The organism is Streptococcus oralis (genome assembly GCF_023109315.1).
In the GTDB taxonomy this organism is placed as follows: Bacteria; Bacillota; Bacilli; order Lactobacillales; family Streptococcaceae; genus Streptococcus; species Streptococcus oralis_BS.
This window is the reverse complement of record NZ_JALDUF010000002.1, coordinates 1-16583: the sequence shown is the minus strand read 5'-3', so window position 1 is coordinate 16583 and position 16583 is coordinate 1. Positions and strand designations below refer to the sequence as shown.

General features: G+C 40.0%; 13 protein-coding genes and 17 tRNA genes. 2 read left to right on the top strand and 28 right to left on the bottom strand.

Annotation, left to right across the window (positions count from 1 at the left end; genetic code table 11):
• Positions 1-281: 281 nt before the first annotated feature.
• The 10 genes from M1F74_RS02725 to M1F74_RS02680 all read right to left on the bottom strand — a co-directional run bounded on the left by M1F74_RS02725 (position 282) and on the right by M1F74_RS02680 (position 12045).
• Positions 282-1802 carry an ABC transporter permease/substrate-binding protein gene (locus M1F74_RS02725; RefSeq protein WP_247946227.1) on the bottom strand — a complete coding sequence of 507 codons (1521 nt, stop codon included), beginning with the start codon at positions 1800-1802 and terminating at the stop codon, positions 282-284.
• The gene (locus M1F74_RS02720; RefSeq protein WP_247946226.1) at positions 1795-2523 is read right to left on the bottom strand and encodes an ATP-binding cassette domain-containing protein; all 729 of its coding nucleotides are present in this window, start codon (positions 2521-2523) and stop codon (positions 1795-1797) included. Before M1F74_RS02720 ends, M1F74_RS02725 begins: the two co-directional genes overlap by 8 nt.
• Before the next feature lie 14 nt (positions 2524-2537).
• Positions 2538-3302 (bottom strand): nuclear transport factor 2 family protein, encoded by a 765-nt coding sequence (locus M1F74_RS02715; protein ID WP_247946225.1) that lies wholly within the window; start codon positions 3300-3302, stop codon positions 2538-2540.
• A gap of 3 nt (positions 3303-3305) precedes the next feature.
• Positions 3306-3743: a MarR family winged helix-turn-helix transcriptional regulator gene (locus M1F74_RS02710; protein WP_247946224.1), complete on the bottom strand. Its 438-nt coding sequence runs from the start codon at positions 3741-3743 to the stop codon at positions 3306-3308.
• A 143-nt stretch (positions 3744-3886) separates the two neighbouring features.
• Complete coding sequence (locus tag M1F74_RS02705) at positions 3887-5080, bottom strand: O-antigen ligase family protein (protein WP_247946426.1); 1194 nt, start codon at positions 5078-5080, stop codon at positions 3887-3889.
• A gap of 132 nt (positions 5081-5212) precedes the next feature.
• Complete coding sequence (gtfA, locus tag M1F74_RS02700) at positions 5213-6655, bottom strand: sucrose phosphorylase (protein ID WP_247946223.1); 1443 nt, start codon at positions 6653-6655, stop codon at positions 5213-5215.
• A gap of 201 nt (positions 6656-6856) precedes the next feature.
• Positions 6857-7690 (bottom strand): carbohydrate ABC transporter permease, encoded by an 834-nt coding sequence (locus tag M1F74_RS02695; protein ID WP_247946222.1) that lies wholly within the window; start codon positions 7688-7690, stop codon positions 6857-6859.
• A 16-nt stretch (positions 7691-7706) separates the two neighbouring features.
• Entirely contained in the window at positions 7707-8579 is an 873-nt protein-coding gene (locus M1F74_RS02690) for a carbohydrate ABC transporter permease (protein WP_247946221.1), read from the bottom strand.
• An 18-nt stretch (positions 8580-8597) separates the two neighbouring features.
• A complete protein-coding gene (locus M1F74_RS02685; RefSeq protein WP_247946220.1) occupies positions 8598-9848 on the bottom strand; it encodes an extracellular solute-binding protein in 1251 nt (416 codons plus the stop codon).
• Positions 9849-9882: 34 nt separating this feature from the next.
• Positions 9883-12045, bottom strand: a complete 2163-nt coding sequence (locus M1F74_RS02680) for an alpha-galactosidase (RefSeq protein ID WP_247946219.1) — start codon at positions 12043-12045, stop codon at positions 9883-9885.
• Positions 12046-12152: 107 nt separating this feature from the next.
• Between M1F74_RS02680 and M1F74_RS02675 the strand changes: the two genes are divergently transcribed.
• Complete coding sequence (locus tag M1F74_RS02675) at positions 12153-13013, top strand: AraC family transcriptional regulator (RefSeq protein ID WP_247946218.1); 861 nt, start codon at positions 12153-12155, stop codon at positions 13011-13013.
• A complete protein-coding gene (gene birA / locus M1F74_RS02670) occupies positions 13010-13948 on the top strand; it encodes a bifunctional biotin--[acetyl-CoA-carboxylase] ligase/biotin operon repressor BirA (RefSeq protein ID WP_247946217.1) in 939 nt (312 codons plus the stop codon). Before M1F74_RS02675 ends, birA begins: the two co-directional genes overlap by 4 nt.
• Before the next feature lie 102 nt (positions 13949-14050).
• Here birA and M1F74_RS02665 read toward each other — a convergent pair whose 3' ends face one another.
• The 18 genes from M1F74_RS02665 to M1F74_RS02580 form a co-directional block, all read right to left on the bottom strand.
• Complete coding sequence (locus tag M1F74_RS02665) at positions 14051-14755, bottom strand: hypothetical protein (protein WP_247946216.1); 705 nt, start codon at positions 14753-14755, stop codon at positions 14051-14053.
• Positions 14756-14899: 144 nt separating this feature from the next.
• A tRNA-Ser gene (locus M1F74_RS02660) sits at positions 14900-14987 on the bottom strand.
• A 6-nt stretch (positions 14988-14993) separates the two neighbouring features.
• A tRNA-Ile gene (locus tag M1F74_RS02655) sits at positions 14994-15067 on the bottom strand.
• A gap of 34 nt (positions 15068-15101) precedes the next feature.
• Positions 15102-15172: transfer RNA gene (locus M1F74_RS02650), tRNA-Gly, on the bottom strand.
• Between the two features lie 18 nt (positions 15173-15190).
• A tRNA-Phe gene (locus M1F74_RS02645) sits at positions 15191-15263 on the bottom strand.
• A gap of 3 nt (positions 15264-15266) precedes the next feature.
• Positions 15267-15340 (bottom strand) — tRNA-Met (locus M1F74_RS02640).
• A 10-nt stretch (positions 15341-15350) separates the two neighbouring features.
• Positions 15351-15440 (bottom strand) — tRNA-Ser (locus M1F74_RS02635).
• An 11-nt stretch (positions 15441-15451) separates the two neighbouring features.
• Positions 15452-15525, bottom strand: a tRNA-Ile gene (locus tag M1F74_RS02630).
• Between the two features lie 13 nt (positions 15526-15538).
• Positions 15539-15612, bottom strand: a tRNA-Met gene (locus M1F74_RS02625).
• Positions 15613-15617: 5 nt separating this feature from the next.
• Positions 15618-15691, bottom strand: a tRNA-Pro gene (locus tag M1F74_RS02620).
• 15 nt (positions 15692-15706) lie between these two features.
• A tRNA-Arg gene (locus tag M1F74_RS02615) sits at positions 15707-15780 on the bottom strand.
• A gap of 11 nt (positions 15781-15791) precedes the next feature.
• A tRNA-Leu gene (locus M1F74_RS02610) sits at positions 15792-15877 on the bottom strand.
• A 7-nt stretch (positions 15878-15884) separates the two neighbouring features.
• Positions 15885-15956 (bottom strand) — tRNA-Gly (locus tag M1F74_RS02605).
• A gap of 27 nt (positions 15957-15983) precedes the next feature.
• Positions 15984-16056 (bottom strand) — tRNA-Thr (locus tag M1F74_RS02600).
• A gap of 12 nt (positions 16057-16068) precedes the next feature.
• Positions 16069-16150: transfer RNA gene (locus M1F74_RS02595), tRNA-Leu, on the bottom strand.
• Positions 16151-16155: 5 nt separating this feature from the next.
• A tRNA-Lys gene (locus tag M1F74_RS02590) sits at positions 16156-16228 on the bottom strand.
• Between the two features lie 24 nt (positions 16229-16252).
• Positions 16253-16325, bottom strand: a tRNA-Asp gene (locus tag M1F74_RS02585).
• Positions 16326-16329: 4 nt separating this feature from the next.
• Positions 16330-16402: transfer RNA gene (locus M1F74_RS02580), tRNA-Val, on the bottom strand.
• Positions 16403-16583 lie beyond the last annotated feature (181 nt).

The window sequence follows — 16583 nt, the reverse complement described above, 5'->3', positions numbered from 1 at the left end:
CTCTATTATATATCTACTGAACTGTCTATACACAAGATTTCCATCCTTAGTCGACATGAGCTGAAAATCCTTATTTGTTAAGTAGTTCACAACACATTATACACCTATTTTGTGAATAGTCAAGTGTATTTACAGTAAAATTTTAGAAAATCCTAAAAATTTCCTCTTATTTTCCATTTTGAAAGACATTCAGTAACTCTAATATCAAAAAAGCCCAGACGACATTGTCTGAGCATTCTTTTCTATAGTCGTTTAAGCAAGTTGAGTTTGACATTTTCAAACTATTTCTTCAACAAACCTTGTTCTTGTAAAAACTCCTTGGCTACTTGTTCTGCTGACTTGCCTTCAACACCGACTTGATAGTTGAGCTGGCTCATCTGGCTTTCCGTGATTTTACCAGCTAGTTTATTGAGAACTGTCTCCAACTCAGGATGTTTCTTGAGAAGAGCTTCTTTCATAAGTGGTGCCCCTTGATAAGGTGGGAAGAGTTGTTTGTCATCCTCCAAGACCTGCAAATCATAACGCGCCAACTCTGCATCGGTTGAATAGGCATCCGTGATTTGAATATCACCTGACTGGATTGCCTGATAGCGAAGGGCTGGCTCCATGGTCGCTACGTTGAGATTGAGACCATACATTGATTGCAAGCCCTTATTGCCATCTTCACGGTCATTAAACTCGAGAGTAAAACCGGCCTTCAACTGTCCTTCCACTTTTTTCAAGTCCGAAATGGTCTTCAAGCCATATTCTTGAGCAATCTTTTTCGGAACAGCTACAGCGTAGGTATTTTGATAAGACATAGGTTTGAGATAGGCCAGATGATCCTGTTTGGCAATGCCATCACGCGCCACCTGATAAACCTGATCTGGCTCATGACCTACCTTGGGTGATGGCTGAAGCAAACTTTCAGTCACCGTACCAGTAAATTCAGGATAGATATCAATATCCCCTTTTTTCAGAGCTTCATAGAGGAAGCTTGTTTTCCCAAAATTCGGCTTAACAGTCGCAGTCATACTGGTATTTTCTTCAATCAGCAACTTATACATATTTGCCAAAATTTCTGGTTCCGGTCCCAATTTCCCAGCAATCACCAAGTTTTCTTTCTCTTTTTGAGCTAAGAGGGCTGGACTATAAGACAGACCGAGCAATATGGTCACCAAGGCAAAACCAGAGAAAATCGTCCGCAATTTTGCTTTTTCCATCACTTTTAGTAGGAAGTTAAAGGCAATGGCCAGCACTGCAGAAGAAAGGGCCCCAATCAAAATCAGACTGGTATTATTGCGGTCAATTCCCAAAAGGATAAAGGAACCCAGTCCCCCTGCCCCAATCAAGGCAGCCAAGGTTGCCGTACCGATAATCAAAACCGCCGCCGTCCGAATACCAGACATCATAACAGGCATGGCAAGTGGAATTTCAAACTTCTTGAGACGCTCCCATCTAGTCATCCCAAAGGCAATCCCAGCCTCTTGTAGACTTGGATCAATTCCCTTCAGCCCAGTAATGGTATTTTGCAAAATCGGAAAAATCGCATAAATCACTAGAGCTGTCAAAGCAGGCAAGGTTCCAATTCCCATCAAGGGGATAAAAAGTCCCAATAAGGCCAGAGACGGAATGGTCTGGAAAATCCCTGCAATCTGCAAGACCCAGTCCGCCAACTTCTCATGATAGCGAAGATAAACAGCCAAAGGAATAGCGATAAAAATAGCTAGTAACAAGGTCAACAGTGACAACTGCAAATGTTGAGATAGAGCTGTTACCCAATCACCAAAACGATCCTGAAAAGTTGATATCAAATTAGTCATGAACACTACCTCCAAACAAGTCTGCTACAAAGTCTGTTGCAGGAGCCTTTAAAATCGTCTCGGGATTCGCCACTTGACGAATCTCTCCATCCTGCAAGACAGCAATACGGTCCGCCAATTTCAAAGCTTCATCCGTATCATGGGTCACAAAAATCGTTGTCATACCAAACTCTTTATGCAATTCTTTCGTCAGAACCTGCAACTGTTTTCTCGAAATAGCATCCAAGGCTGAAAAGGGCTCATCCATGAGGAGAATCTCAGGCTGACCAATCATGGCACGGACAATCCCGACCCGTTGCTGTTCTCCACCAGATAATTCACTAGGTAAGCGATGCCCATACTCAGCTACCGGTAAACCAACCTTAGCTAAAAGCTCTTCTGTTTTCTGAGCAATTTCTTCCTTAGTCCAGCCCTTCATCTCAGGAATGAGAGCAATATTTTCCGCAACCGTTAGATTGGGAAAAAGAGCAATGGCCTGTAAAACATAACCAGTAGAAAGACGAAGCTCACGCTCGTCATAGTCTTTGATGCGCTTGCCATCCATGTAAATATTTCCATCAGTCGGTTCCAAAAGACGATTAATCATCTTAATCATGGTCGTCTTACCGGACCCAGAAGGCCCAACTAAAACCATGAACTCCCCATTCTCAATCCGTAAATTGACATCTCTCAAAACATCTTTTTCTGTATAGCGTAGCGCTACATTTTTATATTCAATCATTCTTAGTCCTCAATTTAAAATTTTCCTCGGTTGGTCAAGTCTTCTACCTTAGGCATAACTTCCTTATTATCCCAATGCTCCACAATAAAGCCGTTCTCCAAACGGAAGATATCGTACTGGGCATAAGGCACCCCATCTATCTGAGTTTGTCCAAAGCTGACCACATAATTTCCTTGTCCCAAAAGCTGGAAAACAAAGTCAAAAGTGACACCATGTTCAGCCACATAGTTTTTATAAGCAGCACTTCCTTGGCCAATCTCATGATTATGCTGAATCAAATCGTCCGCCACATAATCACTCCACTGCTCCAGCTCCCCATTTTGGAAAACTTCTGTCAAGAAACGACGGACTAACTTTTTATTTTCTGCTGTCTTATCCAAATCTGTGATTTCAAAATCACCAAAAATCTGATCTAATTGGCCGTTTTCAGGTGTTCGATAGTAGTCAATGACATCCCAATGCTCTACAATACGGCCGTTCTCATCCGCACGGAAAGTATCCGTCGTCACCCATTGAGCTTCCCCGCCATTGAGATATTGGTGAACATGCACAAAGACCAGATTGCCGTCTTCAATAGTGCGGACAATCTTCATCTCACGCTCGGGATGGCGCTCAAAGAAATTTGCAAAGAAGGTTGCAAATCCTTCTTTTCCGTCAGGCACACCTGTCGAGTGTTGGATATAAGTATCGCCTACAGACTGGGCCTGAGCCTCAGCAACTCGTCCATCTTGAATAGCATGAATGTATAGGTTGTGAGCATTTTTCACTTGTTTTGACATGATTTATGCCTCTTTTTCTTTTAAATTTTCTAAGATGCGTTCCTGATAGCTTTCAAACTGACGGATTTCTTCTTCAGAGAAGCCTTTATAAAAAATTGCATCTAATTTTTGACTGACACGATTGCCCACTTCTTTCTGCGACCAACCTTGCTCTGTCAACTTGACATATTTCTTTCTCTTATCTATTCCACATGGGCTAATGATGACCAGGTTTTGCTCCTCAAGATTCTTTATCATGGTTGTTAGCGTATTGTTAGCGAGACCAGTCGCCAGCGCAATATCTGTCGCAGTTGCACAGCCCGTTTCACTATTCCATAAAACCGCTAAAATCTTTCCCTGTTCACTCCGATAAAGAGCCTCAGGATCCTGATTCAGTAACTTTTGAAAAATCCGCCCATTTAACAAACGAATATGATGAGCTACCAAATGACTATCTTTCATGACCTCTCCAATTTTTTTCTATATCGAATTTTCTCCATTGTAACACCTATCATTCCATCTGTCAACTATTTCGATTTAGAAATAATTTCCACCAACAAAAAAGACCTCCTACCTAAAGTAGAAGATCTTCGTTCTTGAGTAACTTAATCTGTCATTTCAGACACCAGTGTTCGATGTTCCAGTGGTAGACTGCACATAACTAGCAAGAAGATGAATCCTGACTGTATCCAGAAGAGAGCCAAGTCAAAAATTCCATGTACAGCGACTACTGTAAGGAAGGAGAGATAAAGACCGATAATTGGTCGTTTACCAGACTCCTGACTCATATCCATCATCATGTGAACCGGGATAACCGAAGAAATGGATAGGAGAATGGTTCCAATCAAACCATAACTTAAAATAGTATCGATGTAAAGACTATGCGCGTGTTCGTGGTAAGGTGCATGGATTCTCGGATAGGAATTCATATAGGTCAGTGGACCCTCACCCCAAATCGGATTTTGCTTAAACAAAGTCATACCCGCATTCCAGATTGAAACACGCTCCTCCATTGAAGAATCTAGCGTTCCCATACGGACACCCAAATCGCTTGAGAAGAGGAAACAAAGACCAATCCCGAAAACTCCAATACTGAGCCAGAAGGCGCGCCAGTTTTTAATAGTTGTAAAAAGATAAATGATTGCACCAGCGATGATGGCAGGAAAGGCCGTTCTATTTTGCGTAAAATTCAAACCAAATAGATTCACAAAACCTGCTAGCACACAAAAGATTTTCAACCATCTTAACTTCGTCGTTGTAAAGAGATAAAAAGCTATCATAATACAGAAGCAACAAATAATCCCATAGTAGTTAGGATTAAAGAAGGTGACCTCTGCACGGTTCTGGTGCCATACTTGCATATTGGGCGAAAGAAAAGCATAATTAAATTTCTTTACAATTTGGAAATGCTCCAAGGTAGCAAAAGCCGCAGAGAGCACACTACCAAACAAGATTGTCTGCAGTATCAGTCGAAAGAAAGCATGTGTCAGACGTTTCTGGTAATAACTAAAGAAAACGAGGAAGAGAAACATCAGTAAAGATGCAACCAATCCAAGCCAGTTCTTGGCGACGATAGAGATGATACTACTATAGGCAATAAAAAAGAGAAGTACAGGATGTTTGATTAATCCTTTGATAATTCCCTTCATCTCCCCAGTAACAAGTAAACCTATCAAATATAAAGCAAAGAGGGATAAGAATAAATAAAAAGGTAAAAAGATACTTATGATCATCAAATACAAAAAGAAATCTTTTTTCGAAAGCCCTCTTATCTTATCCAGTAATCCAATTGATTTCAAAACGGATCCTTTCTGTTCTGGATTTCTCCAGAAGATAAATGCTAAACTATCTTTATATTCTACCATTTTTTCCGTCATTTGGGAACAATGAACACGTTTTCGCCACAAAAAAACTGTTTCATTAATATAACACTAGAACTGAATTTTTCTGCCGTTTTCTAATACTTGATAGGTCTGACTTTGCAAATCAATTTCTGCTACTGCTGTTACGGACTTGTCTTTATTTTGGCGTTTGATTACAATGCTGTAAGCTGTTGGTGTTTCAATGTCAATAGTCCCTTCTAGGTCAAAGGCCTCTGATTGATTACGGAAAGAAAATAGATTGAGAAGGGCCTTCACCACAGGACGTTGAACTTCTTCTGCTATTTCCTCATTACTATAGTAATGACGATTAATATTTCGACCTTCTTTGGTTTCTTCTAATAATTTCAAGTCATTTTTTCCTGCTAATAGACCCACATAGTAAACCTGAGGAATGCCTGGAGCAAAAGCTTGAATCAGACGAGCGAGAAAGTACTTGACATCATCATCTCCAAGCGCAGAATAATAGGTCGAATTGATTTGGTAGATATCTAGATTGTTATACTCTGCACTAGAGTACTTACGTTTGACATTCGCTCCAACCTTATAGAGCTCATTTGAAGCATAGTCAATTTCCTCATCGGTCAGGATATCCTTGACATCCACCACTCCAATCCCATCATGGGTATCTAGTGTCGTAAATTGCTTCATCGGGCTCATCTTTAACCACTTAGCCAAACGCTCTGTTCTGGAACTGTAAAGAGTATAAAGGGTCACCATTGGAAGGGCAAAATCGTAAACATAGTAATCATGATCCGCTATTTTAAACTGAATCGAATAGTGTTCATGAATCTCAGGTAGGAGCTCTGTCCCATACTCAGCTGCTATTTCTCGAACTTTGTCCAATAAATTCCAAATATCTGGTTCCACAAAGAAATCATTGGTATCCAATTTCTTCACTGCATAAGCAAAGGCATCTAGACGAATCAAGTCACACCCGTTACTTGCTAAATGTTGAATCGTCTTACGAATAAATGCCATCGTTACTTCTTTGGTCACATCAAGATCAATCTGCTCCTCACCAAAAGTATTCCACAAATGTTCTACTGAACCATCTGCAAAAAGAATCTCTTGCTTTGGTGCACGATCCTTACGCTTGTAAATTAAATCTACATCAGCTTGTGTCGGACGATTTTCCGGCCAAAACTTGTCCCAGTTTAAAAAGAGATCTTTAAATTCACTAGCTTCATGTTTTTCTTGATAGTCCTTATAATATTTCGATTGACGAGAAATATGGTTAATCATAAAGTCAAACATAAGATAATATTTCTCACCTAAACGCTTAACGTCCTCCCAATCACCAAAAGCTGAATCCACTTCATCATAGTCAACTGGCGCAAATCCACGATCACCTGTTGATGGGAAAAATGGTAGAAGGTGAACTCCTCCAATAGCATCACCAAAATGCTCTTCCAAATTCTCATATAAGTCTTTAAGATTATTTCCAAGACTATCTGAGTAAGTAATCAACATAGTTTTATTTTGAATGGTCATAGATGTTCTCCTTTTTCTGATGAAAGCCAAGTCTTATATGACCTGGCTTCGTAAATGAAAGATATTTTTAGATTTTTGTTCACATTGAACTCGTACTAAACTGCAAGCAACTAAGTACGACTTTCTTGTTTTCTACATAGAATTGTCAACAAGCTGAACCGTTCGTCTATGTATGGAATTATAAATTCCCTAAGCACTTTCTTACTTCACTGCCCCGTTACTCATTCCTGAAATGATATGTTTTTGGAAGATGAGGTAGACAATGGTTATCGTTACAATTCCCACAATATAAGATGCAAAACTTGGGCCATAGTCATTGAAGTACTGACCTTGATAGTTGTATTGGAAGAGAGGTAAAGTCCACATCTTTGAATCCTTATTCAGAATCAACAATGGCAACATAAAGTCATTCCAGAACCATAGTGCATTGATAATCAAAGTTGTAGCATGCATGGGTTTCAGCATTGGAAAAATGATTCGACGATAAATTGTAAAACGATCAGCCCCATCGATTTCCGCAGCTTCATCCAAACTATCTGGTACACTGATTTTTATATAACCAACATACAAGAAGAGAGTCTGTGGAATGGCATAAGTTAGGTAGAGTATTACTAGCCCCCACATATTTGCTAGACCGAGTTTACTCATCATAACTGTGATAGGAATCATAATCACCTGAAATGGAACAAATATACCTAAAATCAAGAGCGAATACATAATTGCAAAGGCTTTTTTCTTGGACATATTTCGAGCAATGGAATAAGCTGCAGCTGGTATAAAGAAAGCTACTACAATCAATGATAATACCGTAATAACAACTGAATTCCAGAAATAGCCTCCAATTCCATCCGAAATTAATCGTTCATAATTACTTAAGGTAAAAGGATTGGGCAAACTAAAGAAATGATTCATGATATCCTTAGTTGTCTTGAAAGAACTAAATACCGTTACCAACAAAGGAACAAGTATAAGAATACCACCGACTATCAAGAGGACATATTTCCAAAACTGATTCAATTTTTCTTCTTTTTTCATGTGTAGGACTCCTCTATTAGATTTCAAATTTCTTTGATAGCTTGATTTGGATAATAGAAACAATTCCAATAATTAAGAATAAAATCAAGGCAATTGCATTCGCATATCCATATTGATTACTCTTGAAAGCATAGTTGTATACTAAAAGTCCAAGAGACGTCGTTGCATTATTTGGACCACCACTCGTCAAGGCAAAAATCTGGTCAAAGGCAGTCAGGCCGGACTTAAGAGCCAGAATAAAAACCATAGAAATCGTTGGCAGCAAATAGGGTAATTCAATCTTCCAAAAAGTTTGTTTGCTTGTTGCACCATCAATTGATGCTGCTTCTAAAATATCGGTTGGAATACTCTGAAGACCAGCAAGAAAGAGAATGATTGGCATTGCTACTCCTTGCCATAGAAGAACAAAAATAGTTGCCACTACCGCTCCGACTGGTGTCCCCAATAGACTCTCTTGTAAAAAGCTAATTCCTAAAATTTTTCCAATCGTTGGAAGACCATAGTTGAAAAATTGTTTAAAAATCAAGGAAACTGTCAAACCAGACAAAACAGCCGGGAAAAAGAACCAAGCTCTAAAGAAGGTCTGCCCCTTCATCTTCGAATTTAAGGCTCGTGCCACAACCATCCCAATTGTAATCTCACCAACAATCAATGCCAGAGTTAAAATCAAAGTAAAGGCTATGGCTGTGAAGAATTTACCATCAATCATCAGCAATTTGTAGTTATTTAAACCAACAAATTTATAATTATAGGTCAATCCAGTCCAGTTAGTCAAACTATAGAAAGCGCCTTGTACCATTGGAAAGTAAAAGAAGATAGCTTGTAAAGCAAGCGGGATAAGCAAAAATGTCCAACCCCAGTATTTATTTAAAAATTTTCGAATAGCCATATCATCTTAACTCCTATTCTAGTCCAAATCTGCCTTCATTGGATTAAAGAAAGCATTGAGATTGTTTGCCATATTTTTCAGATTTTTATCCATCAGGTAACCTGCACTTAGATTAAAAAAGTCTTCTTCAGAGTTCCAGCGTTGGCCCAACCAAACATAATGTTTGTCCGTAAAAGCCAGTTTAGAAATAGCTGCAAGCGCTGAATCTTCTTTTTCCTGTATGCCTTTCACCGCAACTGGTGATCCATCTACATCATAGTATGACTGCATAGCTTTTGGACTAGTCATATAGCTGATAAATTCTTCGGTTTCTTTCGGATGTTTGGTAGTAGCTGAAGTTGATAATGCCATGTCCCCTGCACCAACAGTGACTTCTTTTCCTACTTCTTCTCCAGGAAAGGCAAACATCCCCACCTCAAATTTTGGATCCTGTTGATTAATTGCGGCTAATGCCCATGATCCTTGTGGCATCATCAAGGCTTTTCCACTCGAAAATGCTACCACCGCATCATTATAAGAGGCACCACGCCAACCATCTTGAGCATTATCTGCTAATAAATCGAGTCGTTCCGCATCTGCTTTTAAAATAGCATCATCTGCAGAAATGGCGTTTGGTTTTGAAAAGCGAAGATAGTTATTAGCCGCGTCTCCACTACCCGTAAGGGTAATGAGAGAAAGTTGGTGGTAACCATTTAATGTCCAGCCTTCATTGCCTGCAACTGCAAATGGAGAATTCCCACTATCCTTTATCTTTTTAACAATCTCTTGAAACTCTTTAAAAGTCTTCGGTTCCTCAAGTCCTAATTCTTTAAACTTTGTTTTATTGTAGTAGATTCCATAAAGGTTGGCCGTTAAAGGCACACTATAAACTTTATTATTAATCGCATACTTTTCGGCATAGTCATTCTTGATGTTCTCAAGATAGGGTTTTCCTGTCATATTTGCAAAATAGCCTGCCTTAGCCCACTCCTGAAAATCCATATTTTGAGGATAGATATTAATAATATCTGGAACATCTCCTGATAAAATCCGAGTCTTTAGAACAATTCCAGCTGAAGGTACTGTAGTCAACTTCACATCAATATTAGGGTGTTCCTTCTCAAAATCATCCACTATCCTTTGCAAGGTATCTGCCATCTCGGTCTTCTGGTTAAAAAACTCAATCGTTACCTTTCCATCAGCTGATTGATTGTTCTGACCACAAGCCACTAGGCCTAGTAAACATGCCCCAGCTACTAAAAGAAAACCTGCTTTCTTATACCATTTCATTGGAATGCCTCCTTGATAAATTTATACGCTTTTATTATAGTCTCTTGAATTTATACTGTCTACTCAAAAAATCTCCTGGTGATAGGGTAACAGTTAAACCTGCATACATGAGCTCTGCACCCGAATAAACAATGTTTGTCCCTTCCAGCTCATAAAGCCCTTCCACCTCTAAGTCTTTTAGTTTCAAGGTGGTTTCCATTGTTTCCACAACCGATAAAACTCGGACGTAGGTTACAATCGTTTGATTTCCATAGTTAAATTGTACAGCTGCTTCATTGGATTCAGCATCGGGATTGATTAACCTATACTGATTTCCCAACTGGACTACTGGCCGCAATTCTTTATACAAGTTCACCTGGTTAGCAATCTCAGCCTTCTCTTCATCTGATAAACTTGTTAAATCAAGCTCATAACCCAGATTCCCCATCATGGCCACATGACCGCGAGTTTCCAATGGTGTCATTCGTCCCATCTGATGATTTGGCACTGCTGACACATGAGCACCCATAGAAATGGTTGGATAGAGATAGGATGAACCGTATTGTATTGGTAAACGTGCAATAGCATCAGTATTATCACTAGCCCAGACTTGTGGGAAATAACGCATCATACCAAGATCATTTCGTCCACCACCACCAGAGCAGGACTCAAAGAGAATATGACTGTGTTTCTCTGTCAGATAAGAAACGAGTTCGTAAAGCCCCAACATATACTGATGAGACTGCATCTGGGTTTCCAGATAAACTGAACCATTCCCCATATTAGTGATATTGCGGTTCATATCCCATTTGATGTAATCAATTTTATGATGAGAGAGGAGTTCATCTAAAACATTTTTCAAATATTCTACTACCTGAGGATTGGCAAGATTAAGTACTAATTGATTTCTAGAATAGGTATGCTCATAACCTGGAACCTGAATAGCCCAGTCAGGATGTTTACGATACAAGTCGCTATCAACAGAAATCATCTCCGGTTCTAACCAAAGCCCAAACTGCAAACCTCTTTCATGGATCGCTGAAATCAGACTTTCTAGACTTCCACCCAATTTTTCCTCATTCACAACCCAATCACCTAAAGCACGATTATCATCAAAGCGATTACCAAACCACCCATCATCTAATACAAAAAGTTCAATTCCAACTTTCTTAGCTTCATCAGCTAGTTCTAACAGTTTTTCTCTCTGAAAGTCAAAGTAGGTAGCTTCCCAGTTATTGATTAGAATTGGACGCTCTTTTTTAGAAAATTTACTTGGCATAATGTGCTTAAGTACAAAATTCTGACTTTCATGACTGATACCAGTTAATCCCTTATCTGAATAGGTCACTAAAGCTACCGGTGTTTCAAAGTTTTCCTCAGGATCTAACTTCCAAGAAAAATTTTCTGGATTAATGCCAATAGCCACCCGAACTTCATTCAGTTGATTCTTTTGGACAAAAGCTTCGAAGTTTCCACTATACAGTAGTTGTAGAGCAAACACATTCCCAGCATCCTCTGTAACTCCTTGATCACATAATAGAAGAGCTGGTGTTTGAGCATGCCCAGAAGCTCCACGGTTCGAACTAATCGAAAAGATTCCTTGCTCAACCTGTTGACGTCGGACAGTCTTTTCACGAGCATAAGCTCCCTGTAAAGTCACTATTTCGTAAGCTGCAGCAGGAAAATCAGCCATAAAAGAAAAGTCCTTATGAATGACAACTTCCTGATTGCTATTATTCTCCAATTTGCTGTAACTAGCAATTGTCGCATCATTATCAAAAGCTGTATAATACAAAGTCAGACTAAGTTTAGCTTGAGGATCTTTTAAAATCAAGACAAGAGTCTCTGTACCATCCATGCTGTGAGGAGAAGGTAAGCCCTGTGGACCATTCTGACCTTTTAAAATCTTTGCTTCTACAAATCGAAAGTCTGTTACTTCAGTTGCATCATGTTGAACCTGTAAAGTTGGTTTTCTAAAGTCACCCAAACCATGTTGCCCAAAAATTTGACGTTGCGTATCCAAACTAAAGGTTCGATTAGTAGCTGTTGGATTACCTGAAAAAGCATGATCGCATTCATAAACACTATTAGAGCCTCTATAGTTCTTAATAGTCTTTCCTAAATGTTTTAATAATAAGAACCCATCCCTATTTTCAATAATCAAACTTAAACCTTTACTCTCAATGTAAAATAGATTATTCTCTATCCGAATTCCCATAACTTGTACCTCATCGATTTCCTGATAAAATTTTAGCAAATAAAAGCGCTTTCCAAAATAGAAAAATGTCTCTAAAGTATGGTAAAATGTTAGGTAGGAGGTGCCCCATGCTCGTTTTTTCAGAATACCAGACTGGAACAATTGATCTTTCTCTTAGCTTTTACGGCTATGAAGAATGCACACCTAACTACTCTTTTGGCCCAGCTATTCGAGATACCTATGTACTCCATTACATTACTAAAGGAAAAGGGCAGTTCCATTATAAGGGGAAAATTGTTGATTTAAAGACAGGAGATTTCTTTCTATTAAAACCAGATGAATTAACATTCTATCAAGCAGATAGCCAGGATCCTTGGGCTTACTACTGGTTGGGGATCACTGGAGGGAGGGCACCTGACTACTTTGCTCTATCTCAAATTTCTGACCAATCCTACCTCATCCAGTCAAATAACTGTCATACACAGACAACTGCAAAACTCATCTCAGATATTGTCCGCTTCGCTCAGATTACAAAATCTAATGAATTGGCTCAACTACACATCATGGGACAACTCCATGAACTAATGTTTCATCTAGGAACGATTGCTCCCAATCAGAAAAAAGAGAATATTTCATCAACCCACCAGCTCTATCTTGACTGCAAACGATTAATTGATAGTCACTATCCACAATCGCTCACCATTCAAGATTTAGCAAAAGAGCTATCGGTTCATAGAAGTTACTTAACTAGTGTGTTTAAAGAATTTCACCAACTCTCTCCAAAAGAATATTTACTTTTCGTTCGAATGAACCGTGCTCAACAGTTACTAGAACACACCACTGAAACGATCAAAGTCATTGCGTATTCTGTGGGTTTTTCAGATCCACTACATTTCTCAAAAGCCTACAAGCAGTTTTTCCATAAAACACCTAGTCAAACTCGAAAAGAATACTCTCACTCCCTCTTATCTAGAAAGGAAAAACAATGAAATCACACCAACTAGTCTACCAAATATTAGCTAGAGAAAACGACTATGTTAGCGGAGAAAAAATCGGAGAAGAACTGAATTTAAGCCGTACATCTATATGGAAAGCGATCCAACGTCTTCAACAAGAAGGCCTAGAAATTGACAGTATCAAAAATAGAGGCTATAAGCTTATTCAAGGCGATCTGATATTGCCTGATTTGATTCAGGAGAACACCAACTTAACCATTCGCTACAAACCTGAGACCAAATCAACCCAAACAGATGCAAAAGAAGGGATTGAGGCTGGAAACAATGGAAATACACTCTATCTTTCAACCTGTCAAACAGCAGGTCGTGGACGCTTTCAGCGTCCCTACTATTCTCCATCTCAGGGTGGGATCTATATGTCCCTGCATATTCAACCAAACCTTCCCTATGAAAAGCTCCCATCCTATACTCTCCTTGTAGCTGCTGCAGTCTACAAAGCCATTAAAAACCTAACTATGATAGAAGTAGATATCAAATGGGTAAATGACATCTACTTTAAAAATAAAAAGATGGCAGGTATCCTCACCGAAGCAATGACATCAGTTGAGACAGGGGTGGTTACAGATGTCATTATCGGCGTTGGAATCAACTTTGCCATCAGCGATTTTCCCAAAGAGATAAAAGAAAAAGCTGGAAGTCTCTTTACACCACCAGCTCCTATCACACGAAACGAACTAATCTCAGAAATTTGGCGTTGTTTCTACCAAACAGCACCCGAAGAACTACTCTACCTTTATAAAGAACACTCTCTTGTTCTAGGAAGAGAGGTCAGTTTTATCCAAGAACAGACTGAAAAAAAAGGAGTCGCCAAGGACATCTCCGACAAAGGACAACTCCTTATCCAGCTTGATGACCAGACAGAAATCTGGCTCAATAGTGGTGAAATCTCACTCACTAGCTGGACTTAATAACAGCACTATATGGTGTCTAGAACCTCAACTAGTAACATATAGTGCTTTTTGAATGTAGAAAGTAACAGATATATAAATAGCTAGCTTCCTGTCAACAATTTACAGGTGGATAGCTTTTGAGGCATTCTTTTTATATGCCGTGCTATGTACCAAAGAAGCTCCATAGCAGTGATTCTCATATTCAAGCATAATCAATGGCAGCGCAAAAACTTTAACAGCATATAAAAGCAGCCAAAACATAAAGACTTCAGCTTTTATATTCACCAAATTTTTACTAAACATCTCGTACAAGAAGCATGCATTTAAAGCCATATTGAAGAGACTTGCCAACGTTGCTAAGACTATATTGGTTTTCAATTTTGGATAATACCATTTAGCCACATATAAGGCCAATAATGAAATATTATAAAGACAAATCGGTTGGTAATTTTTCCTATAAATAACCAGCGTCTTACGATTATAGAACAGGAAACCATGAGGTCCACGATGATATTCATTGATCCAGACATGGCTAAGACCTCTAATCTCATCCCAAGCTACAAATAAATCAATTTTTCTTAGATAAATCCCTTTTTTATGAATTGAACATTTCCATTTAAACAAGAAAGATAGAAGAAAAGTAAGGAGCAAAACTACAACTGTAACAATCCTCACCCCCTCTTGCCCAACAATCAAGGATAGTTTTAAAAAGCGAATTTGAGCTTCTGTTGTATCTAAGATCATCGAAATCCCAGTTAGAATCACTACAAATATAAATAGTATAAATCTATAAAAAATACTACAAAATTTTATTCCATTTTTCATATAGAATCACCTAATGTCTCAAAATCTTTATTCCTATTATAGCACTAAACCTAGCAAAGCTGTTGCTATATTAAAAATTTTTACTCACTATTATTTTAAAAGAAATACACAAAAAAAAAAAAGAGCTTACTAGCTCTCTAAGTACGGAGAATGGGGGATTCGAACCCCCGCGCCAGTTACCCGACCTAACGATTTAGCAAACCGTCCTCTTCAGCCTCTTGAGTAATTCTCCTATTAATGGGCACGAGTGGACTCGAACCACCGACCTCACGCTTATCAGGCGTGCGCTCTAACCACCTGAGCTACGCGCCCAAGTTAAAAAACTTGGTATTTGAACAAAGTTCAAAGCGGGTGACGAGAATCGAACTCGCGACAACAGCTTGGAAGGCTGTAGTTTTACCACTAAACTACACCCGCATAAAGAATCCTATAAAATGGCGCGAGACGGAATCGAACCGCCGACACATGGAGCTTCAATCCATTGCTCTACCAACTGAGCTACCGAGCCAAATTGCGGGAGCAGGATTTGAACCTACGACCTTCGGGTTATGAGCCCGACGAGCTACCTAGCTGCTCCATCCCGCGTTAATCCTAAAGGAGGATGTGGGATTCGAACCCACGCACGCTTTTACACGCCTGACGGTTTTCAAGACCGTTCCCTTCAGCCGGACTTGGGTAATCCTCCATTATTTGCAATGGACCTTGTAGGACTTGAACCTACGACCACTCGGTTATGAGCCGAGAGCTCTAACCAGCTGAGCTAAAGGTCCAACAAGATCATTATAGCGGCGAAGGGGATCGAACCCCCGACCTCCCGGGTATGAACCGGACGCTCTAGCCAGCTGAGCTACACCGCCATCAATCGGGAAGACAGGATTCGAACCTGCGACACCTTGGTCCCAAACCAAGTACTCTACCAAGCTGAGCTACTTCCCGCGTTAAATAAAAAAATGCACCCTAGAGGAGTCGAACCTCTAACCGCCTGATTCGTAGTCAGGTACTCTATCCAGTTGAGCTAAGGGTGCTCATCATTATATGCCGAGGACCGGAATCGAACCGGTACGATCGTTACCAATCGCAGGATTTTAAGTCCTGTGCGTCTGCCAGTTCCGCCACCCCGGCCTCTCTAAGCGAACGACGGGATTCGAACCCGCGACCCCCACCTTGGCAAGGTGGTGTTCTACCACTGAACTACGTTCGCATCGACCTCTTATTCTATATAAAAAAATGCCGGCTACATGACTTGAACACGCGACCCTCTGATTACAAATCAGATGCTCTACCAACTGAGCTAAGCCGGCTACTTTCTATTATGCGGGTTAAGGGACTTGAACCCCCACGCTGTTAAGCGCCAGATCCTAAATCTGGTGCGTCTGCCAATTCCGCCAAACCCGCAAATATGACCCGTACTGGGCTCGAACCAGTGACCCATTGATTAAAAGTCAATTGCTCTACCAACTGAGCTAACGAGTCTAAAATAACTTCCGTTATCTTAAACGGTCCCGACGGGAATCGAACCCGCGATCTTCGCCGTGACAGGGCGACGTGATAACCGCTACACTACGGGACCTATATGGGAGTTAACGGGATCGAACCGCTGACCCTCTGCTTGTAAGGCAGATGCTCTCCCAGCTGAGCTAAACTCCCAAAGGGTGGAGTCTAGCTCAGCCAACGGTAAGAAACTTCGTTTCTCTCATCCGCCGATTGTAATTTCGATTTCCTCTCAATTACAACTAAGCTAAACTCCCTCGAGCTAAGCGACTTCCATATCTCACAGGGGGCAACCCCCAACTACTTCCGGCGTTCTAGGGCTTAACTACTGTGTTCG

Coding starts and splice junctions, on each gene's coding strand:
- M1F74_RS02725 (WP_247946227.1), bottom strand. CDS start 1,802: ATGACTAATTTGATATCAACTTTTCAGGATCGTTTTGGTGATTGGGTA.
- M1F74_RS02720 (WP_247946226.1), bottom strand. CDS start 2,523: ATGATTGAATATAAAAATGTAGCGCTACGCTATACAGAAAAAGATGTT.
- M1F74_RS02715 (WP_247946225.1), bottom strand. CDS start 3,302: ATGTCAAAACAAGTGAAAAATGCTCACAACCTATACATTCATGCTATT.
- M1F74_RS02710 (WP_247946224.1), bottom strand. CDS start 3,743: ATGAAAGATAGTCATTTGGTAGCTCATCATATTCGTTTGTTAAATGGG.
- gtfA (WP_247946223.1), bottom strand. CDS start 6,655: ATGACCATTCAAAATAAAACTATGTTGATTACTTACTCAGATAGTCTT.
- M1F74_RS02695 (WP_247946222.1), bottom strand. CDS start 7,690: ATGAAAAAAGAAGAAAAATTGAATCAGTTTTGGAAATATGTCCTCTTG.
- M1F74_RS02690 (WP_247946221.1), bottom strand. CDS start 8,579: ATGGCTATTCGAAAATTTTTAAATAAATACTGGGGTTGGACATTTTTG.
- M1F74_RS02685 (WP_247946220.1), bottom strand. CDS start 9,848: ATGAAATGGTATAAGAAAGCAGGTTTTCTTTTAGTAGCTGGGGCATGT.
- M1F74_RS02680 (WP_247946219.1), bottom strand. CDS start 12,045: ATGGGAATTCGGATAGAGAATAATCTATTTTACATTGAGAGTAAAGGT.
- M1F74_RS02675 (WP_247946218.1), top strand. CDS start 12,153: ATGCTCGTTTTTTCAGAATACCAGACTGGAACAATTGATCTTTCTCTT.
- birA (WP_247946217.1), top strand. CDS start 13,010: ATGAAATCACACCAACTAGTCTACCAAATATTAGCTAGAGAAAACGAC.
- M1F74_RS02665 (WP_247946216.1), bottom strand. CDS start 14,755: ATGAAAAATGGAATAAAATTTTGTAGTATTTTTTATAGATTTATACTA.